The organism is Thalassospira sp. TSL5-1 (genome assembly GCF_001907695.1).
Taxonomy (GTDB): Bacteria; Pseudomonadota; Alphaproteobacteria; order Rhodospirillales; family Thalassospiraceae; genus Thalassospira.
In genome coordinates, this window is record NZ_KV880639.1 from 363,136 (window position 1) to 388,309 (window position 25,174).

The following is a 25,174-nucleotide window of genomic DNA, read 5'->3' on the forward strand; positions in this document are numbered from 1 at the left end:
GATCCTCCCTGATCTGTGAACTGTTGCGCAAAAGGCGTGCCCTTCATTTTTCCAAAGGACACGCCAATGCGTCAGCCATCAGGCCGGGTGTTTTTCACCCGGCACGATTATCAGCTACCGCTACGTTTTTTATATTCTTCTGCAGCCGTATCAGGCAGGTAAAGCGGACCATTCGCCTTGATCCATTTCGGCACTTCCTTGCCATCCATTGAAGCCTTGATGGCATCAAAGGCCGGTGCCCCCAAATGCGGGTTCAGCTCGATCGAGGCATTGGTTTCACCATCGGCCATTGCCTTGAAAATATCAGGCACACCATCAATCGAGACGATCAGAATGTCTTTGCCCGGTTCCAGACCGGCTTCCTTAATCGCCTGAACGGCACCCAGCGCCATATCATCATTATGGGCATAAAGGGCACAAATGTTTTTGCCGCCATTTTCCGCCTTCAGGAAACTTTCCATCACTTCCTTGCCGCCTGAACGGGTGAAATCGCCCGACTGCGAGCGCAGGATTTTCATGTTGGGAAAATTGGAAATAACGTTGCCGAAGCCTTCCTTGCGGTCAATCGCGGCCGAAGACCCCACCGTGCCCTGCAATTCAACCACATCACAAACGCCGTTGGTTTTTGCTGCAAGCCACGCCCCGGCAAGGGCCCCTTCCTCGACAAAGTCAGAGGCGACCTTGGTAAGATAAAGCGACGGATCGGCGTCAACACCACGATCAATCAGGACGACAGGAATACCCGCATCCTTGGCTTCCTTCAAAACCTGGTCCCAGCCGGTTTCAACCACCGGGGCCAGCAAAATACCATCCACACCCTGGGCAACAAAGGAACGTACCGCCTTGATCTGGTTTTCCTGTTTTTGCTGGGCATCAGAGAATTTAAGATCAATGCCGCGTTTCTCTGCCTCGGCCTTGATCGAGGCGGTTTCGGAGGTACGCCATCCGCTTTCCGACCCGATCTGCGAAAACCCGATAATCATTTCCGCCTGCGCGGCAAGCGACATTCCCATACCGATGCACACGGTTGCACCAGCAATTGCCAGCTTTTTAAGCCCTTTCATTATTTCCTCCCTGAATTGGCCTTTTGCCTAAAAGCCATATAGTATTACAATATGATGATCAGGAAGACAATCACATCAACAACTGGCAATTGAAAATCGCAGTTTTCTGCGATTATTCTGGACAAAAAAAGCTCGGGAAATGCCTTTATGACATCGCAACACGCGCCAGAAACTCACGTAAAGCTAGAAAATCAAAAGATTCGCGTCCTTTTTTCCAGGCAGGGGGCACGCATCCTCTCGTTTTCATTGAAAGACAATCACAAATCCGACGTAAATATCGCACTTGGGTTTCCCTCTTTGGGGGATTATGCCCGTCACGATAGCTATGTCGGTGCCACCTGTGGCCGATATGCCAACCGCATTGCCGGGGCACATTATCGCGATCAACAGGGAAATCTGGTGCAACTGGCGGCCAATGAAGGCCCAAATCTGTTGCATGGCGGGCCGGAAGGGTTTGACAAACGCCCCTGGATGGTAATGGAACAAACGGCAAGCCATGTGGTATTTGCCCTGTCATCGCCCGACGGCGACCAGGGCTTTCCCGGCACCCTGCATTGCACGGTGCGCTATGAACTGGCGGGTAACAGCATGCGCTGTGAAATTTCGGCAACCTGTGATGCCCCCACCATTATCAATATAACCAACCACAGTTACTGGAACCTCTCGGGCCGGTTTGATCGCAGTGCCGCCGATCACGAATTGCAAATTCATGCCGACCAGTACCTGCCGGTAGATGACTGCCTGATCCCCCTGCCCGGTCGCGCCGATGTAACGGGCACAACATTTGATTTCCGCACCCCGCGTGCCATTGCCGCACCCGAGGAATTACAGGCCGATAAAGTCATTGATTACGACCACAATTTTTGCCTGAGCGGACGGCGCGGCACATTGCGCAAAATCGCCAGCCTGTTTCATGCCCCCACCAACCGCCGCCTGACCCTTTCAAGCACCGAGGCGGGATTGCAGTTTTATCTGGCCCGGCATTTTACCAGCGAGATGACATCGCAGGATGGCACGCCGCTGCATCCGCAATGCGCCATCGCGCTGGAGCCACAGACCTTTCCCGACAGCCCCAATCGCGAGGATTTCCCATCGCCGTTCCTTAATCCCGGCGATAGCTATTCACATGTTATGGTTTGGCAGATCGACGGTTGACCACCCGGTCAAACCAACAAATCAGGGCAAAGCATGGTTTTATGATTAAATCAAAACCTGTGCTTTGCCTGCTGCCAACCAAAAAAAGCAGAATATTTAGCCCGGAACGCAAACAGACAAACAACCTGACACCGCAACAGTGTTGCCAGCGGCGATCCGAATGACTATTTTCCGCTGATCATTCCGGAACCGGGCCAAAATGACCAAAACCACCAAAGGTTCTTCAGCATATCCCTGTATCGAGGCAACGGCGCATTCGCCGCTGCGGTGGGTCATGCTGTGCCTTACGCTTCTGGCCCTGGCGATTATTGGTGGCAGTCTGGCAACCGCAACAACCGGGTTTCCGGGCAGCAATATCGGCCCGCATAACCCAAAGACCGCCTCATATGGCTTTCCGGAAAAACAGGGCGTCCTACCCGCCGGTGGTGACTCTTACGTCCTGACATCGCGACAGATCACCAGCAAAAAACATCCGCCTGTCACCGATCCGGTAGATGACACAATAGCAAATCTGGAAATTCCATTTTTGCCAGGGCCAACATATCGCATCTTTGCCTTTGGCAACCAGACGCATCTGTCATCCCGGCCACATGCGCCCTATGCGCCGCGCTCTCCGCCCGCCGCAGTCTGATTTCATCCCCATTATCCCATCGCGCTTTCTCGTGCGATCCATAAAAGTTATCGGACGACAGTAACAGGCCCTGTCGGGCATGCGTGCTGTCCGGAGTTTTGTCATGCGAAATTCGACATGGCGCGTGGTGTTCTATGCCCTGATTTTGCTTATAGGGTTCATCACGGCGCTGCCAAATCTGCTTTCTCCCCAACAATTGGCACACTGGCCTTCTTTCCTGCCGTCAAAACAGCTTTCGCTCGGCCTTGACCTTCGCGGCGGGTCTCTTCTTGTGCTTGAAATCGATACCGCCGAGATGATTCACGAGCGTCTTGATATTACCCGAAAGGAAATATCTGAAACCCTAAACAAGGCGGCAATACAGCCCCGTACCCTTCAAACAAAAGACCATAGCATCGTCATTACCCTGAACAATGCGCAGGAACTTCAACACGCGCGCAGCGCATTAAATAACCTTACGAACAAAACAGTTGAAACACCGGGCAACCGCCCGGCTCCGGAATATCTTGAAACCACACCTGACGATCATACGCTAACAATTACGCTGTCGGATGACGGGATACGAAACAGGGTTGATGCCAGCGCCCAACAAAGCCTGGAAATTATCCGCAGTCGTATCGACCAAATCGGCATTGCCGAACCCACCATTCAACGCATCGGCGCGGATCGTGTTCTTGTTCAACTGCCCGGCGTTCAGAACCCGGCCCAGGTGCGCCAGCTTCTGGGCAGCACGGCAAAACTGGGCTTTTATCTTGTGCAATCGCCAACCGGGCAAAGCGCACAAAACCGGGCAGGTCTGATGACCCTGAAGGGCAAGGACGGGCAAACTTACATTGTCGCACGCGGCGCAACTTTAACCGGCGAACACCTGACCGATGCACATGCCGGATTTGATTCGCAAACCCAGCGACCTGTTGTCAATTTCCGCTTTGACACATCCGGCGCAAAACAACTGGCTGATATTACCAGCAGGAATATCGGCCGCCCGCTTGCCATTGTCCTGGATCAGGAAGTCCTGAGCGCCCCGATCATTCAAAGTGCAATCACCGGCGGGGCCGGTCAAATCAGCGGTAATTTCACAGTCGCTGATACGGTAACCCTTTCGGCATTGCTACGCGCGGGTTCCCTACCAGCACCGATGACGGTGATTGAAGAACGCACGGTTGGCCCCGACCTGGGGGCGGATTCCATCCGGATGGGGCTTTATACCGGCGCAATCGGCTTTGCCCTCGTCGTGGCATTGATGATCTTTCTTTATGGACGGTGGGGGTTAATTGCAAATCTGGCACTCGGTCTGAATGTGATGCTGACCATCGGTGTGCTGAGTGTCCTGGGCGCCACCCTCACACTGCCCGGAATTGCGGGCATTATTCTTGGCATCGGCCTTGCCGTAGATGCCAACGTGCTGATCAATGAACGCATACGGGAAGAAACAAAAAAGGGATTATCCGCCTTTATGGCGCTTGATGCCGGCTTCAAGCGGGCCTATGCCACCATTGTTGATTCCAATATTACAACACTGATCGCGACCTGTTTGCTGTTTGAATTCGGCTCCGGCCCGGTTCGGGGGTTTGCGATTACCATGAGCCTGGGAATTTTGATTTCCATGTTCACTGCCGTTGCCGTGGTGCGGGTCATCATGAGCGAGATCGTCTGGCGCAAGCGGCTAAAAAAACTGGTCATCGAACCGCTTTTCGCCTTCATGCCGGAAAAAACCAGTTTTTCCTTTATGCGGGCGCGATTCCTTGGCATTGCCGTTTCACTGGTGTTATCGACAATTTCAGTCGGTCTTTTTTTCAAACCCGGGCTAAATTACGGTGTCGATTTCAAAGGCGGCATACAAATTGAGCTGGCATCCCCGGAACAGGGCAGCCACGCCCTTGCCAACGAGCTCCCGCAACTGCGCAGCACACTGTCACACCTTGACCTTGGTGAAGTAAATCTTCAGGAGGTTGGCAAGGATGGTCATGTCCTGCTGCGTCTTGCCCGTCAGCCCGGCGGTGAAGAGGCCCAGACAAAAGCCGTCGATACAGTTAAATCCGCCATCCAAAAGCTTGATCCGCAGACCTCGTTCTCCAGCAGTCAGGTTGTCGGGGCAAAAGTCAGCGGTGAACTCGCCACATCCGGGGCAACGGCGGTCATTCTCGCGATTGTTGCGATGCTGGTTTATATCTGGTGGCGGTTTGAATGGCCTTTTGCCGTTGGGGCGATTGTGACGCTCCTTCTCGACATCACCAAAACAGTCGGCTTTTTTGCCATTATGGGCCTCGATTTCAACCTGACGGCAATCGCGGCCCTGCTGACGCTGATCGGCTATTCCGTCAATGACAAGGTCGTCGTTTATGACCGCATGCGCGAAAATTTGCGGCTGTTTCGCAAAATGCCCATGCGCGAAATCATCGACATGTCAATAAACCAGTCCCTCGCCCGTTGTGTTTTTACATCGCTGACAACTTTACTGGCCATATTGCCAATGGCGATTAGTGGCGGCAGTGCGGTTGAAAGTTTTGCCGTCCCAATGGTGTTTGGTGTCGCCATCGCAACAACTTCATCCATCTTCATTGCCGCACCGATTTTGCTGTTCCTTGATACTTGGCGGCGCAAACAACATGCAAAGCGCCTTAACAGCAGCAATCTCCCGGACAATCGCGGTCAACCCCCCGTAACCTGAGGGTAAAACAAAAAGACAGGCAGCATTTCGCGTGCTGCCTGCCCTACTTTTTTGCATTCGGCATGGCGTTTAAAGAAGCCGCTACCACCTGAATTTTCGTAAAATCGGGCTGGTTTATAACCCGCCCATATGGAACGCCTTGGTTTCAAGATATTCCAGAATGCCTTCCCGGGCCCCCTCGCGGCCAAGACCGGAGAATTTGACCCCGCCAAACGGGGCCTCGGCATGAGAGATGGCACCGGTATTCAGGCCAACCAGCCCAAATTGCAATCCATCATTAAACCGGAAGGCGCGTGCCAGATCGGTTGTAAAGAAATAAGCCGCAAGGCCAAAGGGCGTGCCATTGGCAATTTCAAGGGCTTCTTCTTCGGTCTCGAATTTGAAAATCGGTGCAACCGGACCAAAGGTTTCCTCGGCGGCCAGTTTCATATCGGTGGTGGCCCCTTCCAGAACCATCGGGTCGGCAAAACGGGCATCCAGGTCCCGCTTGGCTGTGACCCGCCTGGCCCCCTTGGCAAGGGCATCTTCAACATGGGAATTGATTTTGGCAATCGCGGCACTGTTGATCATGGGGCCAATATCGGTCCCGGCATCCTCGCCCGCACCCACCTTGAGCGCATCCACCCGTTTTGCCAGTTTGGTGACAAATTCATCGTAAATACCCGCCTGAACCAGCATACGGTTGGCACACACACAGGTTTGCCCGCCATTGCGGAATTTCGATGCCATCGCTCCTTCTATCGCAACATCAATATCGGCATCATCAAACACCACAAACGGGGCATTGCCACCCAGTTCAAGCGACAGCTTCTTAAGCGTCGGGGCGCACTGTTCGGCCAAAAGTGCGCCGACACGGGTGGAGCCGGTAAAGGACAGCTTGCGCACGGTCTGGCTTTTTGTCAGCGTCGCACCGATTTCTTCGGGGCGGCCGGTCAGCACATTTAACACACCCTTGGGAATACCGGCCCGTTCGGCCAGCACACACAGGGCCAAGGCCGAATAGGGCGTGAAGTCCGAGGGTTTGATCACCATCGTGCAACCTGCCGCCAACCCCGGTGCCACCTTGCGGGTGATCATGGCATTGGGGAAGTTCCAGGGGGTGATAATCGCACACACGCCCACCGGTTCCTTCATTGCCAAAATCTTTTTACCCGGCACGGGGGAGGGAATGATATGGCCTTCAATACGGCGGGCCTCCTCGGCAAACCAGCGGACAAAGGAGGCACCATAGGCAATTTCGCCTTTGGCCTCGGCCAGCGGTTTGCCCTGTTCGGCGGTCAGAAGGCGGGCAAGATCATCGGCATTTTCCAGCATCAGATCATGCCAGGCCATCAGCAAATCGGCGCGTTGCAAATGGGTCAGGGCACGCCAGCCTTTCATGGCCTTCTCGGCGGCGGCAATCGCCATTTCGGTTTCCGCTGCCGTGCAATCGGGCATATGGCCCAGCACCTTGCCTGTTGCCGGATTAAGAACCTCCATGTCGTCACGCGTCAGCCATTCCCCATTAATATACGCGGCCTGACGAAACAGTTCGGTATCGTTAAGTTTCATCTCAGTTCTCCAATACGCCCAGAATTTTTGCTGTAATTTCGTCAGTCGTGTGTGATCCGGGGCGAATGCCAATCCCGTCGCCAGTTGCAGTTTCAATTGCAGTCAAAACCGCCTTTGCGGCTTCGGCCTCGCCAAGATGTTCGAGCATCATCGCCCCGGACCAGATCGCGGCAGTCGGATTGGCAATATTCTGACCGGCAATATCCGGGGCGGAGCCATGAACCGGTTCAAACATCGACGGGCTGGAACGGTCGGGGTTAATATTGGCCGATGCGGCAAAACCCAATCCACCCTGAATGGCTGCCCCAAGGTCGGTCAGGATGTCCCCAAACAGGTTGGAGGCGACCACAACATCAAGCTGTTCGGGGGCCATCACCATTTTGGCGGCCATCGCATCAATGTGCATCTGGCTGACGGTAACATCGCTATATTCCGCAGCCAGTTCGCGCGTGACATCATCCCAGAATACCATCGCATGTTTCTGGGCGTTGGATTTGGTCACAGAAGTCAGATGTTTGCGCCTTTTGCGCGCCTGCTCGAACCCGAAACGCAAAATGCGCTCTACCCCTTCGCGGGTGAAAATCGTGGTTTCAACGGCAACTTCATTGCTTTTACCCTGATGAACACGCCCACCAGCCCCGGAATATTCGCCTTCGGTATTTTCACGAATGCACAAAATATCAAACGCCGATGCCTTTAACGGGCCTTCGACCCCGTCAAGCAGGCGATGCGGGCGAATATTGGCATATTGATTAAATGCCTTGCGGATTGGCAGAAGCAAACCGTGGAGAGAGACGGAATCCGGCACTGTTTTGGGCCAGCCCACCGCGCCAAGAAAGATGGCATCGAAACTCCGCAGCGTTGCGATGCCATCTTCGGGCATCATCGCCCCGGTTTCATGATAATATTCGCACGACCAGGGGAAGGTTTCGGGCGATAAACCAAACCCGAAACGCGATGCTGCTGCATCCATTACTTTCATTGCGGCGTTGGTCACATCAACACCAATCCCGTCACCGGGAATAACTGCAATCGTGTAATTTTTCATATCAATATGCGCTCCAAGCGATATTACAAATCAATCAAAACCGATTTCGTTCTGCGATTGGCGCGATAGGCTTCCTGCCCCAGGTCCTTGCCAATACCCGACGCCTTCCATCCGCCCGTTGGCAAAATATGATCGCGCGAACGTCCATACCGGTTGACCCAAACTGTACCAGCTTCCAACTGGCGGGTCAGGCGCAGCGCGCGGGACAAATCACGGGTAAACAATCCGGCACACAGTCCGTATGTCGCATGGCAGGCCAGTTCCATTGCCTCTTCTTCGGTCTCGAAAGTTTGGAAGGTGGCGACCGGGCCAAAAATTTCGTCGCGAACCGCCGGGTTATTTTCATCCACAGCGCCAATCAGGGTCGGCTGATAATAGCTGCCCTCGCAGTCAAACCGCTCGCCACCGCATAAAATATGGCCACCGGCATCTATCGATGCCCGAACGATGCCATCGATCCGGGATAATTGTTTTTCGGAAATGATCGGTGAAAACCCGGCTTTCTCGGCCAGGGTATTGGCCGGACGGTAACGTTTGAAACGCTCTGCCAGCTTGGCGGCCAGTTCATCGGCAATTTCGCGGGCAACAATCATGCGCGAGCCCGCAACACAAAACTGCCCGGCATTGGGCATGATGCCACGATCAAGGCATTCTGCCGCAAGGTCAATGTCGGCATCGGCAAACACCACCATCGGGCTTTTCCCGCCCAGTTCCAACGTCATGGGTTTGATGCCGGTGCGCGCAATATTTTCCATAATGGCGCCACCGGCACGGGTCGAACCGGTAAAGGAAACCTTGTCAATTCCCGGATGGCCGGTCAGTGCGGTGCCAGTTACAGGGCCATCCCCCAAAACCACATTGATCAACCCCGCCGGAATACCCGCCTGAACGGAAAGCTCCGCCATATATAATGTGGAGTAGGGCGTCATCTCGGACGGCTTGATGACCACGGCATTTCCTGCTGCCAATGCCGGGCCCAATTTCCAGCCTGCCATTGATATTGGAAAATTCCACGGCGTAATGGCCCCGACAACACCATAGGGCGCATCCGCAATATAACCAAAATGCCCATCGGCAACCGGCACCAGATTGCCGCCTTCCTTATCGGCAAATTCGGCAAAGAAACGAATTTGCTCTGCGGTTACACACACATCACCGGCCCTGGCATCGGCAACAGGCCGCGACGAACAAACCGCCTCAAGAAGGGCAAGGGTTTCAGCATTTTCCTCGATCAGGTCTGCCCATTTATGCAGTGCTTTTAAGCGGTCACGCGGTGCGATACCGCCCCAACCAGAACGAACCAATGCCGCACGCGCATCACACACGGCATGATCAACCCATGCGGCATCCGCACAGGGAATGCTGCCAACGGTTTGCCCGGTTGAAGGGGAAATAACCTCGATCTTTGCGGCCGAAGCATCGGCCTCGACATAGCGGCCACCAATAAAATGGCCCGAAGGTAACTTGATCTTTACAGGATTGAAAACGGATGACATCCGGTCGCCTCACTTCTGAACTTACCGCTAAAATTATGGCTTAAGCACACACACGAAGGTGCCGAAAAGCACGTTCGTGCGGCAGATTCGACTGCGTCAAAACAACAGATGCCGCACAAGATTGCGCAAACCGAATGCCACCTGCCCCACCTTCCACCTGACACAGCTTTTTTGGGGGAGGCCTAAAACCCGGCGACCTTTCCCCATTGCGCATGATCAAAGCGTTCAAGTTTATATTGCCGGATTTCAGTTATCGGCGTGCGATCCAGCAACATGTCGGCAATCAAATGGCCAACACCAGGTCCAATACCAAACCCGTGCCCGGACAGGCCCGCTGCCAGTGTGAGCCCTGGAATGGAAAGGTTGCTGTCAATAACCGGCACCCCGTCTGGCGTGCTGTCAATGTAACCGGCCCAGCTTGCCTGCACCCCGACATTTTCAAGGGCAGGTAATAATTTGCGCGCATTTGACAGGGTTTCATTGATCAGGCGTTTGGATGGGCGCGGGTCAAGGATACGGGTCCGTTCCATTGGGGATTCAGCATCAAGCGACCATTTTTTGCGGGTCTCAAAGCCAGCATTCCATGCCTGCAACCCGCCGGGCGACAAAGCCCGCCAGCGTTTGGCAAACATCGGCAGAAAATGCTTCGCCCCCAAAAGGGCGCCTGGCGTAATATCCAGATTGGCCCGCCCGGAAATCGCGAGCGTATAGGCCCCATCCCCACGACGGGTGACGGAGACCTTGGCCGTATGCAAGGCTGCGGGCAAACCCTGAACCCCCGGCCCGATCGACATGATTGAGCTTCGGACCGACGCCTGAGGGAAGGAAATACCCGACTGATACATAAAACTCGACGCCCAGGCACCACCGGCCATCACCACCTGCGGCGTTTTGACGATGCCCTTTTCCGTCACAACCCCCGACACTTTGCCGCCGGTGGTTTCAATGCCACGGGCCGCACAGGACTGGATAACCTGTCCACCATGTTTGACAACCCCCTGGGCAATCAGGGGGGCCGCGCACGACGGATCGGCAATACCATCAGTCGGCGACCACACACCGCCCAACCAGTTTTTGCCTGTTGCCTGCCCACGCTCTGTTGCTTCTTTGGCACTAAGGATTCGCGTATCGATGCCTTCGCCGCGCGCAAACCGGCCCCATTTGTCCCAGCCTTCAATTTCAGCCGGACTATTTGACAAATACAGCAACCCGCACCGCTGAAAACCGATTTTTCTGCCAAGATCGGCCATGATTTCTTCCCACAGCGCAAGGCTTTTGGTCGCCAGCGGTAATTCGCGTGCATCACGATTTTGCTGACGGCACCAGCCCCAATTGCGGCTGGACTGTTCCGCCCCAACCCGCCCCTTTTCCAGCAGGACCACACGCATCCCGCCACGGGCCAGCCAATAGGCAGCACATACACCTACGATGCCCGCACCAATGACCACACAATCTGCGTCGGCGGGCAAATTTGAACTTGTCTCTATCTTCAGCAAGGGTGCTGGCATATATTTATCTCCTCTGTTGAGACAAAACATACACCGGCTTTTTCAGTCACCTATGCCGGATTAACAATAAAAAACGGCATTTCCTGTCGAATAGAGTTGACTTGCATCTGAGGCTGGATTTTACAGGAAGTTATAATGATGACGACTATCAGGGAACCACTAGATGACATCCGACTATAAGCTTGATCGGATTGACGTAAAAATTCTGTCTGAATTGCAGAAAAATGGTCGCATAACAAACGTTGAGCTGGCTGAACTGGTTCACCTATCCCCGTCTCCTTGCCTTATGCGTGTGAAAAAACTGCAAAAAGCAGGCTATATTTCCGGGTATGCTGCTCAGATCAATGTGGCAAAGCTGGGCGAGACGCTGACGGTCTTTACCGAATTCACCCTTACGAACCATCACCAGATCGATTTTGCCCGATTTCAGGATGCGCTCAAACAGATCGAGAGTTGTGTTGAATGCCACCTGATATCCGGAGGCTATGATTATCTAACGAAATTCGTCACATCCGGGATCACGGAATATCAGGAAATCATCGAGATGCTGATCGACAAAAATGTCGGGATTGATAAATATTTCAGCTATGTGGTGATCAAAAGCCCGATCGTGAGAACCGAAATTCCATTGACCAAACTCTTTGGCAAGCATCTATAAAAAAAGCCCGGCGAAACGCTGGGCTTTTTCTTTAACATTGCAACTTCCCAAATCGCCTTTGGTTAGCGATCCGCCATTTGTGCGGCAAAAACCGGATCGGCATCCACCCGGTCAAGCCAGCCTGTATCCAATTGCGGGATGGATGAAATCAGCAGCTTGGAATAGGGATGTACGGCCTTTTGCGACATTTCGCTGGCGGGAAGTGCTTCGACAACTTCGCCCTGCAACATGACCAGCACATCATCACAAATGGCCTCGACCGTCGAAAGATCGTGACTGATGAACATGTAACTCAGGTTCAATTCACGCTGTAATTCCTTAAGAAGGTCCAAAATGGCCGCCGCAACCACGGTATCAAGTGCCGATGTGATTTCATCACATAAAATTAGTTCCGGTTCCGCAGCAAGGGCACGGGCCAAATTGACCCTCTGTTTCTGCCCACCCGATAATTCCTCGGGAAGGCGATGCCGGATATTTGCCGGAAGCCGAACCATATCCAGAAGCTCGATCACCCGTCTTTCCTTATTCGCCCCGCGCAGGCCATGATAAAAGGCCAGCGGGCGCGCCAGGATGGATTCAATCGAATGGGACGGGTTCAATGCCGTATCGGCAAGCTGAAAAACGATCTGGTTCTTTTGAAGTTGCGTTTTGGTGCGGTCCTTAATACCGGCCCCCAATTCCTTACCGTTAAAAAGGGCATATCCCCGATAAGGTTTCAGGATGCCGGCAACCGCGCGGGCCAATGTCGATTTACCCGACCCGGATTCACCAATAACCCCCAGATTTCGACCCCGTTCCAGTTTGAAACTTATGTCTTTAAGAATTTTTGCAACCGGCTCGCCGTCTTTGATCGGGCCATAACCGGCACAAAGTTCATGCACCTCCAACAGGGGCTCCACATCGGCACCGGGCTGATCCTGCGAAACATGGGTAACGGGCTTAAACGCGTTTAGCAGGTCTTTGGTATATTGATGGGTCGGCGCACGCAGGATTTGATCAACATCGCCTTCCTCTTGCACCTCGCCGCCGCGCAAAACAACAATGCGATTGGCAACCTGCGCCACCACGGCAAGATCGTGGCTGACATAAACTCCGGAAATCCCCTTTTTCGCCATGACGGACTTGAAAGCCCGTAGCACCTCGATCTGGGTGGTCACATCCAGTGCTGTTGTCGGTTCATCAAAAATAACAAGTTCCGGGTCACCGATCAGGGCCATTGCCGCCGAAAGACGTTGCAATTGCCCGCCGGAAACCTGATGCGGATACCGCTTGCCAATCGTTTCAGGATTGGGCAACCCCAATGCACGAAACAGGTCAACCGCTTTAGCCTCGGCCTCGTTTCGGCTCATCAAGTGGTGAATAACCGTAATCTCGATCACTTGGTCGATAATCCGCTTGGACGGATTAAAGGCCGCAGCCGCCGATTGTGGAACATAGGCAACACCTGTTCCGCGAAAACCAGCAAGCTGACGGGCTGTCATGGATGTGACGAGATTTTCACCCACACGAATATCACCACTGGCTATGGTGCATCCTGTGCGGGTATGCCCCATCAGGGACAGGGCAATCGTTGTTTTTCCCGAACCGGACTCGCCAATCAGCGCCACCATTTCACCAGGGGAAACATCAAAGGAAACCCCTTTGATGATTTCGACCATACGACCGGAATCGGTCTTTGCATTAACGTACAAGTCCTTGACGGAGACATGGGATTTTTGGGTCATCACTCGCTCCTGTCACGAATTTTGGTCGGCAGATTATCGATGAACATATTGACCGAAATTGTCAGCGAGGCGATTGCGATGGACGGAAAGATCACGGCTGGCGCGCCAAAGCTCAGTCCGCCAATATTTTCCCGCACCAGCGCGCCCCAGTCCGCATTTGGCGGCTGAACACCAAGCCCCAGAAACGAAAGGCCCGAAAGAACCAGAACGACAAAAACAAATCGCAAGCCCAGATCGGCCAGAACAGGCCCCAGGATATTGGGGAATATTTCGCGAATAATAAGATAGGGGGTGCTTTCGCCCCGAACACGGGCCACGGTAACAAAATCCATCGTATTGACATTTACCGCCAGCGCCCGGGCAAACCGATAGGAACCTGGCATATAATTGGCTGCCAGTGTGAGGATCAGCACGGGAATGGACGACCCCACCGCCGCAACAACAACCATACCAAACAACAGCGAGGGAATGCCGTTAATCGCATCAAGCAGGCGCGACAGAATCATATCAAACCAGCCACCAATAACGGCAGCAATCATGCCCAAAATCACGCCGATTGTGCAGGCGATGGTGACAGCAGCCAGCGAAATGCCGACCGTATAACGTGCCCCCAACAGAATACGCGAAAACATGTCGCGCCCCAGATAGTCGGTTCCCAGCCAGAATTTAGATGTAACCGGACCAAAATAGTCCCAATCAACGATTTCACCTGGGGGATGCGGAGATATCCAGGGCCCCAAAAGCGCCACCGTCATCCAGAACACAATAATCACCAGGCCAATACGCCCGACAATATTGAAAGAATAGCTCTTGGTGCGCAGCGCGGGTGACGAAGAGGCAATCGAAATTTCTGATTTCATCAGCGCAACCTCGGGTTAGACAAAATAGCAATCAGATCAGCCAGGGTAATCAGCGAGAGGTAGCTGATACAGAATATCATGGCACAGGACTGGATTAACGGCAGATCGCGGGTTGAAACCGCATCGACCATCAACTTTGCTACACCGGGATAATTGAAAATCGTTTCAACAATGATCACACCGCCGACCAGATAACTCAGCGACAGGGCGATGGCATTTGCAATCGGCCCCAGGGCATTGGGAAGGGCATGAACAAGCACCATGCGTGGGCGCGAGGCACCCTTAAGTAACGCCATTTCCACATAGGGTGTATTGATGGTTTCAATGACGGCCGCGCGTGTCATACGGATCATTTGTGCCGAAACAACGCATGACAGCGTAATAACAGGCATCGCGTATGCCCTGAGCATCGCCGAAAAAGAACTGACATCCGCACCAAAACTCAGCGCGGGCAACCAGTCGAGCCACACGGCAAAGATCAGGACAGAGAGGGTTGCCACCATGAATTCCGGCACGGAGATCACCGAAATCGTCAAAACGGAAATAACCCGGTCAAACCATGAATTGCGCCACATCGCCGCCCCGATCCCCATGAACAGCGACACCGGAACAGAAACAAGTGTTGTCACACCGGCAAGCTTCAAAGAGTTGCTCAGACGACCATGAATCAATTCTGCCACAGGCATGCTGTTTGCGTAGGAAATTCCAAGGTCACCGTGCGTCAAGCCGATCAACCAACCAATAAACCGATGCAAGGCAGGTTCGTTAAGCCCCATTGCATCGCGCAATCCGGCCACGGCTTCGGGGGTTGCCGCCTGTCCCAAAAGAATCTGGGCCACATCGCCTGGCAACAGTTCGGTGGCAAAGAAAACGGCAAACGAAACGATGACAAGCGTCACCAAGGCAATCGCCAGTCTCTTTGTAACCTGAATGAATAAATAAAATGACATAAACGATTGTCTCAAAGAGAACCCCCGTCGCATAGCTTTCTAAAAAAGAACTGCCTGCCGGCACTCATCCGGCAGGCAATTCAGGCAAATCAACGGCTTATGCTTTCAACCATACATATTCGGCAAAAGCGTATCCCATCATGCCGCCCAGTGGGTTTGGACGAAGACCTTCAACCTTGGAGGAAACGCCATCAACGTTCGACAACCAGGCAGGAATAACTGTCCCCGCCTCTTTGGAAATCATTTCCTGCAATTCCCAGTAAATCGTCGTGCGCTTATCTTCATTCAGTTCGCCGCGTGCTTCGAGCACCATGTTATCGAATTTATCCGATTTGTAACGGCTTTCATTCCACGGCGCGTTTGACATATAGAAAAGCGAGAAGAGGATATCGGGGGTCGGGCGCGGGTTGATGTTGCCGAAATGAACCGGGGATTTCAGCCAGTAATTTGACCAGTAACCATCCGATGGCACCCGTTCCACTTTCAGGTTCATGCCAATTTCGGAGCCGGCCTGCTGGATGACAGTGGCCATATCAACCGCCGAATTTGCCGCATCAGACGCAATAATCGGAATTTCGGTGCCAACAAGCCCGGCTTTTTTAAAGTGGAATAAAGCCTTCTCTGGGTCGTAAGCGCGCGGTTCCAAATTCAGGTTATAGTAGCGGCTTGACGGGGGAATTGGCTGGTCGTTGGCAACTTCGCCCAAGCCGCGCAGAACCGAGTTTTTGATCATATCCCGGTTCATAAGGTTTTTCATGCCTTCGACAAAATCGAAATGGGTCCCCGGATCCTGATCAAGACGAATATTCAAATCCGTGTAGTTGCCGGATGTGGAGATGGAGGCACGAACCGAATCATGACCATCCAGCATACGCATCGAACGCGGGTTTAAGTTGGCTGCAAGCTGAATGTCCCCGGACAGCAAAGCATTGATCCGCGCACTGTTGTCGGCAATCGCAAAAAACTCGAAGCTTTCAAGATAGGCTTTTTGCGACTTAAAGTAGTTTTCGTTGCGCACGGCAATGGAACGCACACCCGGTTCAAAGGTTTTGCAGATGAATGGTCCGGTCCCGTTTGCCGTCGTAAAATCGGTCGTCCCGTCAGCCAAAATCATGAAATGGTGCAGGGCGAGAATTGTCGGCAAATCGGCATTTGCAGCCAGCAAACCGATTTTGACCGTCAAGTCATCTACTTTTGAAATGTCGGTCATCTGCTCGGCAATAGAGTGGGCTTTGGACCCCACCGATTTATCAAGATGACGCTTCAGGGAATAAATGACGTCATCGGCCGTCAGTGTTTTGCCGTCATGAAACTCAACCCCGGATTTGAGTTTGACTTCCCAGGTCTTGGCGTCTTTGGTATCAATTTTATCGGCCAGCTCCATCCTGACGATCCCTTTTTCGTCAAGAAATGTCAGCCGGTTATAAAATGCGCAACACCGCACATAATCGGTTGCATTCGATGCCTTCGCCGGGTCAAGGGTATCAGCCGTCGAAGATGACCAGGCCGCAGCGCGCAGATGCCCACCCGAAACCGGTGTTGCCGCCAGTGCATTGCCAGCGCGCAGTAAAATCGAGCCACCGGCTGCGGCCCCCACACCAGAAACCATCATGAATTTCAACAGATCGCGACGTGACGCGCCACGACGCAACATGTTTTCAACCATCGCATCATCGCGATTTGTCCAGTTTGTCGGTTTATTCATCGTTATATCCACCTTCCCTGAAAAAAAGATAAGTGAGCCACCGTGATCTTTTCGCCACGTATCAGCTCTGTCGAGTTCGCGCACCGAATGCGTCCTGGGCTGCTTTGGCCAGTTCGATCAGCGCATGAAAATGGTAATCGGGTTGCGTAAATTGGCGGGGCGTAATCGTTCCACCATAGCCCTTTTGCGCATGACGGCGTTCGATCCAGGCGTTTTTTATCCCCAGTTCACGGGAAATTCCGATGTCGTGATACTGGCTTTGCGCCGTATGGAGAATTTCGTCCGTACTGCCGCCATCTTCTTCAATATAGGCAAAAACCTGATGAAAGAACTTTGGGTCCGGCTTTTCGGTTCCGGTATCATCTGTCGTAAAACCGGCCAAGAAAGGTTCGCCCAGTTTACTTGCATATTTTTCAAAGGCCCAACGCCGGGCATTTGTCATGGCTATCAGCTTGTAATGCTGTTTCAGAATTGCCATTGCCTCGACACTATCGGGAAACGGTTTCGCATCCCCCACCGCATCAATCATAAACTGGCGGTATTCTGCTGTATCAGGCAGCGAAAATTTCTGGGCAATTCGGGAATAACAACGACCAAGATCATCGGGAAAAAGCCCGGCATCGGGCTCATATCGTGCATCACGATATACCGCCAGGGCCTCTTCACCATCCAGCGCAACGCCTTCCTTGACGGCAATTGCGGCCAGGCCATCCTTAATCGCGCCCTCAAAATCGATCAGCGTGCCAACAACGTCAAACGTCACATAACGAAATTCGGTTAAAGACTTGATAGCAGCATCATTCGCCATACGGGAATCCCTCTCGCACCAGCACCATTAAAGATACTTCACACGGCAATGTTAGACTGGATCGTTTCGGGCAAAATCGGTGCAAACTGACTGTTTGCCATGTCTGTAGCTGAATGGCTCAACCGCCGGACATCCCGACCTCTGCCTCCCTGCAATTTTTTCTTGCCTTCAACTTTCTACCCAAAAGCCCTGCTCGAAACGCCGAAACATAAGGCAGACGCAGAATATTGTTCTTTTTTCGGGGCCAAAGCGGCATATTTCACCACTTGGGTAGGTATTGGGGCCTAATAGCCCAAATTTTGATCAACACGTCCTGGAATTTCACAGCCGTCACGGTCGGCTTTGATCACGGCAAGGACATGCCGTGCGCCTTCTTCATAATCAGTCACAGAACCAATATGCGGCGTAATGATGACCCTGGGATCGGACCAGGCCCAATGCCCCTGGGGCAAAGGTTCCGGGTTGGTCACATCAAGCATCGCACTTTCAATCCGCCCTTCCTGCAAGGCAGCATGCAGGGCATCCATATCAAGCTGAGCTCCCCGCCCGGCATGGACCAGGCGGCTTCTGATCGGCAGTTTTTCAAAAAATGTGCTCGACATCAGCCCCCGGGTTTGATCCGTCAGGGGCAGCAAGCAAATCAAAAGGTTGGTTTGCCCCAAAAAGCGGTCGAGGTCCCTTTCCCCATAAACAGGCATTCCCTCGACAGGACGGCCCGAACGGTTCCAGCCACAGACATTAAAACCAAGATCAATCAGTGTTCGGGCAACGGGCAGGCCAACCCGCCCGGTGCCCATGATACCAACCGTGGTTTCGCGCATGGCCGTACCAGCATGCGCCTGCCACACCTGGCGTGCTGCCTGGTCAATATAGGTGGCCATACCGCGATGAAGCATCAGGGTGGCCATCACCACCCATTCTCGCACCATCCGGTCAATTTGCGACGACACAGTCCGTGATAACTGCACCCCGCCAGGCAGCGCGGGGATCTGATCAACCCCCGCCCCTACACTGATCACAACCCTCAAATTGGGATAGCGGGCAATATCAACCGGTGGATACCAGCAGGCGATATGTGTAATGGCAGCAGGATCCTTCACGGCATCCTCGCCAATCACCATTTCCTCGCCCACATCGGCAAAAACCTTCTGCCAAACAGCCGCACGTTTCGGTGTTGAGAGATACAGCAGCGCCATCAGCGCAGTGCCGCAATAATTTCAGGATCATCCAGCGTCACATCAAGCACGCGGCGGGTCCGTTCCACGATCTGGTCGATTTCTTCATCCGTACAGCACAGCGGTGGCGCATAGCCAAAAACACCTTGCGGGAACGACCGGACAATCAGGCCATGCTCCCAGGCCCGGTCCAACAGGCGGGTGGCAGGCTGAATCTCTGCCGGGAGCGGGGTTTTCTTTTCCTTGTCCACAACAAGTTCAACGGCCGCCAGCATGCCTCTGCCTCGCACATCTCCCACCAGCGGATGGTCGCGCAGCGTTTCCAACCCGGCCATCAGGCGTTTACCGGCCTCGATACCACGCTCAAACAACCCGCCTTCATAAAGCCTTAGAACTTCCAGGGCGACAGCGGCCGAAACCGGATGTGCCGAATAGGTAAAACCATGTCCCACAGCCTTGGGGCCTGCGCCCTGTGCGATCGTCTCGTAAACACTGTCGGACATAAACACGGCCCCCATTGGGGCGTAGCCAGCGGTCAAGCCTTTGGCGACCGTCATCAGGTCCGGCACAATATCCTCGTCAAAGCACGCAAATATCGGCCCGGTACGGCCAAAACCGGTAATGACTTCGTCAGCAACGAACAAAATGCCATATTCAGTACAAACATCGCGCATCGCCTTGACCCAGCCCGTGGGCGGAACCAGAACGCCACCGGAACCCTGGATCGGTTCGGCATAAAATGCGGCAACACGGTCTTCGCCAAGTTCGGCAATTTTTGCCCTTAATTCGGCAACGGAAGCATCGATAATCGCCTGTGGGTCCGTGCCTACCGGATTGCGATAGACGTAATGCGATGAAATTTTGTGCTGCCACGCATATGGTGCGCCAAATCCGTCGTGGAAAGCTGGAAGTGCGGTCAGGCCAGCGCCCATCGTTGATGAACCATGATAGCCCTGTTCAATCGAAATGAACTGGTCCCGGTTGGGCTGCCCCTTGGCATGCCAGTAATAACGGATATAGCGGATCGTACTGTCAACCGCGTCCGACCCGCCCAGCGTGAAATAGATATGATTTAGGTCGCCCGGGGCACGGTCAGCCAGTTCCGATGCCAGCCGGATCGGCGCTTCGGCCCCAATGTCGAAATAACCGGTCGCATAGGGCAATTCGCGCATCTGCCGTGCTGCCGCCTCGACAATGCTGTCCTGACCATAACCGGTATTCACGCACCACAAACCGGCAAAACCGTCGATCAGTTCGCGCCCTTCACTATCGCGAACAATGGCCCCCTTGGCCGATTTCAGAACACGCACACCACGGGCTTCGTGACCACGAAACGATGAAACCGGATGAACCAGATGCTGGCGATCCAGCTCGATCAAAGAATTGGTTAACATTGCAAACTCCAAATTGATGTCAGCCAAGCGCCTGGGACACCAGGGCATAGGTTTTCATATCTTGCGGATCACGTTCCCTGGCGGCACGGGTCATGCACAGCCCACCACCGGTATGGGCAAGCCCCAGGGATTCAACAAAGCCAGACAGTTCATATTCAGCAGGAAGATCAAGGCGCAGGAAGGAACCTTCACATCGGGCGGCGGCGGCAGAAATCAGGGCTTTTGCCGTTTCCGTGCTGTTTGCCACAATCGGGCCAGCAACCTCGCCCCGGCCAAACCGGCGCAGCATGGCAAAACCACCCTCGACAACAAAAACGGTACCCCCTGACAAGGCAATATTTGCAAACAGCTTCTCGCGCGACATACCCGATGCAGCCCGATCCATTTGACAAATTGTCTTTAAGTCTTCCTCGATATTGTCCGCCGTAGCCACGCGCACTGTTTCTTGCGTGGCAATCACAGGACCGACAATCCCCTGATGCTGGACGATGCGCCCCTTGCCGACAAAACCCATTTTCTCGTAAAGCGGCACACCTTCCCGGGTCGCAACAAGGCGTTGTTCACGATCGCCGGCGATGGCGATAATTTTTTCCATCATTAAACGGCCAAGGCCCCGTCCGCGCATACGGCCATCGACAACAATCATATTCAGGGTCGCAACATCACCAAACAGCGAGCAAAGCGAGGTTCCCACAATTTCCCCGTTGCAAACAGCAACAACACCTTGCGAAACAGACAGGGTCAATGCCCAGTCTTCCACCCGATGGGGCCAGGATTCTGCCTGGGAAAGGCCCCAGGCCCCTTCAAGATGATCTGTGGTGAAAGGGACGATTTCCATACCCTCGGGCAGCTTTCGCGAATGGGTTTGATCTGTTGTCATTGTTCAGAAATTTCCATTGTCATTGTTTGTAGAAATTACACCCGCGCAAACAGCATGAGTGCTTTGATCGGGTGCTCCGACGGCACTATTCTTTGCAGCATGGTGCGATTGCCGCAGGAAATGCTGTCTTCAGGCCAGCAGCCTGTTTGCCAGCGCCATAACCATGCCCGCAGTGGCATTCAATTCCGACAGGGTCAAATATTCCTCTGGTTTGTGCGCCCGTGAAATATCGCCTGGCCCGCATATAATGGCCGGAATACCCGCCGCCTGGAAAAGCCCGGCTTCGCTGCCATAGCTCACGGCTGCAACCGGACTATGGCCGGAAATTTCCGCAACCACATTCACAAGCGGATGATCTTCGGGCAGGGCCAGGGCCGGATAGGAAGAAATCCAGTGTGCCGCCAGCTTGGCCTTTGTCGCCGAATAATTTTCACGCTCGACAGCATCAAGCAGCGGTGCAAACAGGCTCTTTGGGTCCACCCCGGCAATTGCGCGTGCTTCTATTTGTACTTCTGCATGGTCGGGAATGATATTCACCGCCTGTCCACCAGAAATGGTACCGATTTGAAGGCTGGAACAGGCCGGGATAAAGCGCGGGTCAAACGGGCCTTTTTCAAGCATTTCTGCCTGCGTGCGCGCGGCCACCAATACCGGCAAAATCGCGTGAATGGCATTTACCCCCAAATCCGTGCGCGAACTGTGCCCCGATATACCCGTTGCCTCAATGCTCAGGGCGGCCTTGCCCTTATGCGCCAAAACAGGCACCAGCCCCGATGGTTCGCCGATAATCGCGCCCAATGGCGCGGCGCAAAGGTCGGGCAGGGCCGCAATCATATGCGGAACACCACGACAGCCAATTTCCTCGTCATAAGACAGGGCCAGGTGAATGGGCGTTTGCGGGTTAATGGCAACCAGGGCGGGCACCATTGCCAGGATGGCAGCCAGATACCCCTTCATATCGCAGCTCCCCCGGCCAATCAGCCGTCCGTCTTTGTGCTGGCGCAAAACAAACGGGTCGGACTGCCACTCCGGCTCGCCTGCGGGAACAACATCCACATGCCCCGACAGGATGTAACCGGGCCGTGACGGGTCGCCAATAGTGGCAAAAAGATTGGACCGATCCCCTTCCGGGCCAGGCAGCAAGTGGGTAAGAACACCATGCCCCTTAAGGTAGTCCGCCACAAAGGCGATTAAGTCCTGATTGGAGGTCCCGGCAACTGTCCGAAAAGAAACAAGACAATCAAGCATTTCGACCGGGCTGAAATTCTGTGCAGTCATTTTCGACCTCAGGACGCGGTAACGAAAATTTTGCGAACGGTCTCGATGGTTCTCCACTCACCAGTAAAACCCGGCTTCATGACAAAACTTTCACCGGCGGAAAATCTATGGCACGCCCCACCCGCCTCGCTGATTTCAACCACCCCCGACAGGATATGGCAAAACTCAAAGGTTTCCCCTTTGATCGAAACGGTTGTGCCGGGCGTTGCCTCCCAAATACCACTGCGGATCTGGCCCCATTTGTCGGCTCCGGCCTCGGCCGCATCAAGGTCCCATGTTTTAAAATGAGGATTGCCTTCAATCAGGCGCTCGGGCAAAGCCGTGTTTTCACGCGGGGTGAAAGAAGGCATAACATCAAGCGGCACAAGTCTGGTCACAGTTTTACATCCTCTATGCGGGGAAAGGCAGCCGATGCCACCATGTGATATTCAATCCTTTAACCCTGCCCGAGCAGGCGCAGCGACGCACACCAAAGATTTTTCTTTTGCGGCATCGCGTGCCGTAACGGCGCAAACAAACGCAATTTTCTGCTCTGGAAACGGTAAACGCGGCAATCACTGTCGCCATAAAGGGACAAGGATATTCCCATCAATCTTTCAGGGAGTACAAAAATGACATTCCGCCCCAAATTCATTACTTTTGACTGCCACGGTACCATGATCAAATTTGACATGGCAGGCGCTGCCCGTGGTCATTACGGTGACAAGCTCTCGGCTGAACAAATGGATACCTTCATTGAAAACTTCTCGGCCTATCGCCTTGACGAAGTGCTGGGCGCCTGGAAGCCCTATGCCGAAATTGTCTATAATGCGCTGGAGCGGACATGCAAACGCAACAATATCGCCTTTGACCCGGCGATTGCCGAAGACATCTACAACCAGGTGCCAAGCTGGGGCCCGCACCCCGACGTTCCGGCGGGCCTTGCCAAAATCGGCGGCAAAATTCCCCTGGTTGCATTGACCAATTCGATGAATGAACAGATCCCGCATAATATTGCCCGTCTCGGCACGCCGATCACGCACGTCTTTACCGCCGAAAGTGCCGGGGCCTATAAACCGCAAATGCAGGCCTTTGAATATATGTTCGACCAGCTCAATTGTGGCCCGGAAGATATTCTGCATGTGTCGTCAAGCTTCCGGTATGACCTGATGACGGCCCATGACCTTGGCATTCGCAATAAAGTCTGGGTTAATCGCGGCCACGAACCGGCCAATCCCTACTATGGTTATACCGAAATTGCCGATGTCTCCGGTCTGGCCGCCGTCGTCGGACTGTAACTCGGGAAGCATGCAATGAAATATGTGTCCTACTGGCATGACAGTTCCACCCCCTTCGCACAGGGCCAAACCGGCCCGGTGGAGGGAAAGGTTGATATTGCCATCATTGGCGCTGGATTCACCGGCCTGAATGCCGCACGCAAACTAGCAAAAGAAGGCGTTAACGTTGCCGTACTCGAAGCCGGTCATGTGGGCTCGGGTGGATCTGGGCGCAATGGAGGACACCTTAATAACGGCATCGCGCATGGCTTTGCCGATGCCCAAAAACATCTTGGCGCCGAACGTGCCAAGAATCTCTACAGGGCATATGATTCCTCGATCGACATGATCGAGGAACTCATCACCGAAGAAAATATCGCCTGTGATTTTCGCCGCTCGGGAAAACTCAAACTGGCCTCAAAGGCATCCCATGTGGCCGGGCTCAGGGCCAATTTCGACCTGATTAACAAGGAAGTCGATCCAGATACAAAATGGATCGACAAAAATGACCTTGCCACAGAAATCGGTCCGCAAATCTTTCATGGCGGCATGCTCTATGAGAAATCGGCGATGATGCATATGGGGCGCTTTGTCATTGGCCTGGCTGATGCCGCCCATCGCCACGGGGCAAAAATATGGGAAAACGCACCTGTTACCGGCCGGTCCCGCAATGGCCGCATGTGGGAACTGACAACCACCAAAGGTAAAATTCTTGCCGATCTCATTATTGTGGCAACAGGTGGCTATACCAGACGTGAAAAAAGCGCCCCGCTTGGCTATTTCCGCAAACGGATCATTAGTGTCGGTTCCTTCATCATTGCCACCCGCCCGCTGACCGATGCGGAAATTGCCGCGACCGTGCCGGGCAACCGTACCTATGTAAATTCAATGAATATCGGCAATTACTTCCGCCTGTCGCCCGACAATCGGCTTATTTTTGGCGGCCGCGCCCGGTTTTCCGCGGTATCAGACCAGAAATCAGATGCCAAATCGGGCGAAATTCTGCGCAAAAACATGGTGGAAATCTTTCCGCATCTGGCACATGTCGATATTGATTATTGCTGGGGTGGCCTTGTTGGCATGACCCAGGATCGCTTCCCGCGGGCGGGTGAGGCCGATGGCATGATCTATGGCATGGGCTATTCTGGCCACGGGGCACAAATGTCCACCCTGATTGGACAGGCGCTTGCCGATCTGGCAATGGGTCGGAATGACACAAACCCGCTGGCAGATCTCGATTGGCCTGCCATTCCGTTTAATAGCGGCAAACCCTGGTTCCTCCCCCTTGTCGGCATGTGGTTCGGCCTCAAGGACCGCCTGTCTTAAGCCAGATGCACAAACACATAACCAAAACAAAGGCCT

General features: G+C 53.7%; 21 protein-coding genes. 6 read left to right on the forward strand and 15 right to left on the reverse strand.

Annotation, left to right across the window (positions count from 1 at the left end; translation table 11 throughout):
• Positions 1-110: 110 nt before the first annotated feature.
• The gene (locus tag LF95_RS18535) at positions 111-1,064 is read right to left on the reverse strand and encodes an ABC transporter substrate-binding protein (protein WP_073956656.1); all 954 of its coding nucleotides are present in this window, start codon (positions 1,062-1,064) and stop codon (positions 111-113) included.
• Positions 1,065-1,211: 147 nt separating this feature from the next.
• On the opposite strand from LF95_RS18535, the gene LF95_RS18540 reads away from it, so the two are divergent.
• The 3 genes from LF95_RS18540 to secD all read left to right on the forward strand — a co-directional run bounded on the left by LF95_RS18540 (position 1,212) and on the right by secD (position 5,521).
• Positions 1,212-2,219 (forward strand): aldose epimerase family protein, encoded by a 1,008-nt coding sequence (locus LF95_RS18540; protein ID WP_073956657.1) that lies wholly within the window; start codon positions 1,212-1,214, stop codon positions 2,217-2,219.
• A 199-nt stretch (positions 2,220-2,418) separates the two neighbouring features.
• Positions 2,419-2,850 carry a hypothetical protein gene (locus LF95_RS18545; protein WP_073956658.1) on the forward strand — a complete coding sequence of 144 codons (432 nt, stop codon included), beginning with the start codon at positions 2,419-2,421 and terminating at the stop codon, positions 2,848-2,850.
• A gap of 103 nt (positions 2,851-2,953) precedes the next feature.
• The gene (gene secD / locus LF95_RS18550; protein ID WP_073956659.1) at positions 2,954-5,521 is read left to right on the forward strand and encodes a protein translocase subunit SecD; all 2,568 of its coding nucleotides are present in this window, start codon (positions 2,954-2,956) and stop codon (positions 5,519-5,521) included.
• Positions 5,522-5,635: 114 nt separating this feature from the next.
• Here secD and LF95_RS18555 read toward each other — a convergent pair whose 3' ends face one another.
• The 4 genes from LF95_RS18555 to LF95_RS18570 form a co-directional block, all read right to left on the reverse strand.
• A complete protein-coding gene (locus LF95_RS18555; protein WP_073956660.1) occupies positions 5,636-7,072 on the reverse strand; it encodes an NAD-dependent succinate-semialdehyde dehydrogenase in 1,437 nt (478 codons plus the stop codon).
• Between the two features lies 1 nt (position 7,073).
• Positions 7,074-8,120 carry a tartrate dehydrogenase gene (locus LF95_RS18560; RefSeq protein ID WP_073956661.1) on the reverse strand — a complete coding sequence of 349 codons (1,047 nt, stop codon included), beginning with the start codon at positions 8,118-8,120 and terminating at the stop codon, positions 7,074-7,076.
• A 23-nt stretch (positions 8,121-8,143) separates the two neighbouring features.
• Positions 8,144-9,616: an aldehyde dehydrogenase family protein gene (locus tag LF95_RS18565; RefSeq protein ID WP_073956662.1), complete on the reverse strand. Its 1,473-nt coding sequence runs from the start codon at positions 9,614-9,616 to the stop codon at positions 8,144-8,146.
• Positions 9,617-9,798: 182 nt separating this feature from the next.
• Complete coding sequence (locus tag LF95_RS18570; RefSeq protein WP_073956663.1) at positions 9,799-11,124, reverse strand: NAD(P)/FAD-dependent oxidoreductase; 1,326 nt, start codon at positions 11,122-11,124, stop codon at positions 9,799-9,801.
• A gap of 163 nt (positions 11,125-11,287) precedes the next feature.
• Here LF95_RS18570 and LF95_RS18575 point away from each other — a divergent pair, with 163 nt between their 5' ends.
• A complete protein-coding gene (locus tag LF95_RS18575) occupies positions 11,288-11,782 on the forward strand; it encodes an Lrp/AsnC family transcriptional regulator (RefSeq protein ID WP_073956664.1) in 495 nt (164 codons plus the stop codon).
• A 62-nt stretch (positions 11,783-11,844) separates the two neighbouring features.
• On the opposite strand, the gene LF95_RS18580 is transcribed toward LF95_RS18575, so the two are convergent.
• From LF95_RS18580 to LF95_RS18625, 10 genes are all read right to left on the reverse strand, one after another.
• Positions 11,845-13,506 carry an ABC transporter ATP-binding protein gene (locus LF95_RS18580; RefSeq protein ID WP_073956665.1) on the reverse strand — a complete coding sequence of 554 codons (1,662 nt, stop codon included), beginning with the start codon at positions 13,504-13,506 and terminating at the stop codon, positions 11,845-11,847.
• A complete protein-coding gene (locus tag LF95_RS18585) occupies positions 13,506-14,366 on the reverse strand; it encodes an ABC transporter permease (protein ID WP_073956666.1) in 861 nt (286 codons plus the stop codon). The genes LF95_RS18580 and LF95_RS18585 overlap by 1 nt, the downstream gene beginning before the upstream one ends.
• Positions 14,366-15,349, reverse strand: coding sequence for an ABC transporter permease (locus LF95_RS18590; protein WP_371440831.1), 984 nt, complete (start codon positions 15,347-15,349; stop codon positions 14,366-14,368). The genes LF95_RS18585 and LF95_RS18590 overlap by 1 nt, the downstream gene beginning before the upstream one ends.
• 64 nt (positions 15,350-15,413) lie before the next feature.
• On the reverse strand, positions 15,414-17,021 hold the full coding sequence (locus LF95_RS18595; RefSeq protein ID WP_073956668.1) for an ABC transporter substrate-binding protein: 1,608 nt from the start codon (positions 17,019-17,021) through the stop codon (positions 15,414-15,416).
• 61 nt (positions 17,022-17,082) lie between these two features.
• The gene (locus tag LF95_RS18600) at positions 17,083-17,829 is read right to left on the reverse strand and encodes an HAD-IA family hydrolase (protein WP_073956669.1); all 747 of its coding nucleotides are present in this window, start codon (positions 17,827-17,829) and stop codon (positions 17,083-17,085) included.
• 284 nt (positions 17,830-18,113) lie between these two features.
• On the reverse strand, positions 18,114-19,025 hold the full coding sequence (locus LF95_RS18605) for a 2-hydroxyacid dehydrogenase (protein WP_073956670.1): 912 nt from the start codon (positions 19,023-19,025) through the stop codon (positions 18,114-18,116).
• A complete protein-coding gene (locus LF95_RS18610; RefSeq protein ID WP_073956708.1) occupies positions 19,025-20,398 on the reverse strand; it encodes an aspartate aminotransferase family protein in 1,374 nt (457 codons plus the stop codon). Before LF95_RS18610 ends, LF95_RS18605 begins: the two co-directional genes overlap by 1 nt.
• A 19-nt stretch (positions 20,399-20,417) precedes the next feature.
• On the reverse strand, positions 20,418-21,278 hold the full coding sequence (locus LF95_RS18615; protein WP_083607812.1) for a GNAT family N-acetyltransferase: 861 nt from the start codon (positions 21,276-21,278) through the stop codon (positions 20,418-20,420).
• Positions 21,279-21,407: 129 nt separating this feature from the next.
• A complete protein-coding gene (gene argE, locus LF95_RS18620; protein WP_073956671.1) occupies positions 21,408-22,556 on the reverse strand; it encodes an acetylornithine deacetylase in 1,149 nt (382 codons plus the stop codon).
• A gap of 8 nt (positions 22,557-22,564) precedes the next feature.
• Positions 22,565-22,933: a cupin domain-containing protein gene (locus LF95_RS18625; RefSeq protein WP_143182098.1), complete on the reverse strand. Its 369-nt coding sequence runs from the start codon at positions 22,931-22,933 to the stop codon at positions 22,565-22,567.
• Between the two features lie 234 nt (positions 22,934-23,167).
• Here LF95_RS18625 and LF95_RS18630 point away from each other — a divergent pair, with 234 nt between their 5' ends.
• Complete coding sequence (locus LF95_RS18630) at positions 23,168-23,833, forward strand: haloacid dehalogenase type II (RefSeq protein WP_073956672.1); 666 nt, start codon at positions 23,168-23,170, stop codon at positions 23,831-23,833.
• Between the two features lie 15 nt (positions 23,834-23,848).
• The gene (locus LF95_RS18635) at positions 23,849-25,138 is read left to right on the forward strand and encodes an NAD(P)/FAD-dependent oxidoreductase (protein WP_073956673.1); all 1,290 of its coding nucleotides are present in this window, start codon (positions 23,849-23,851) and stop codon (positions 25,136-25,138) included.
• Positions 25,139-25,174: the final 36 nt, after the last annotated feature.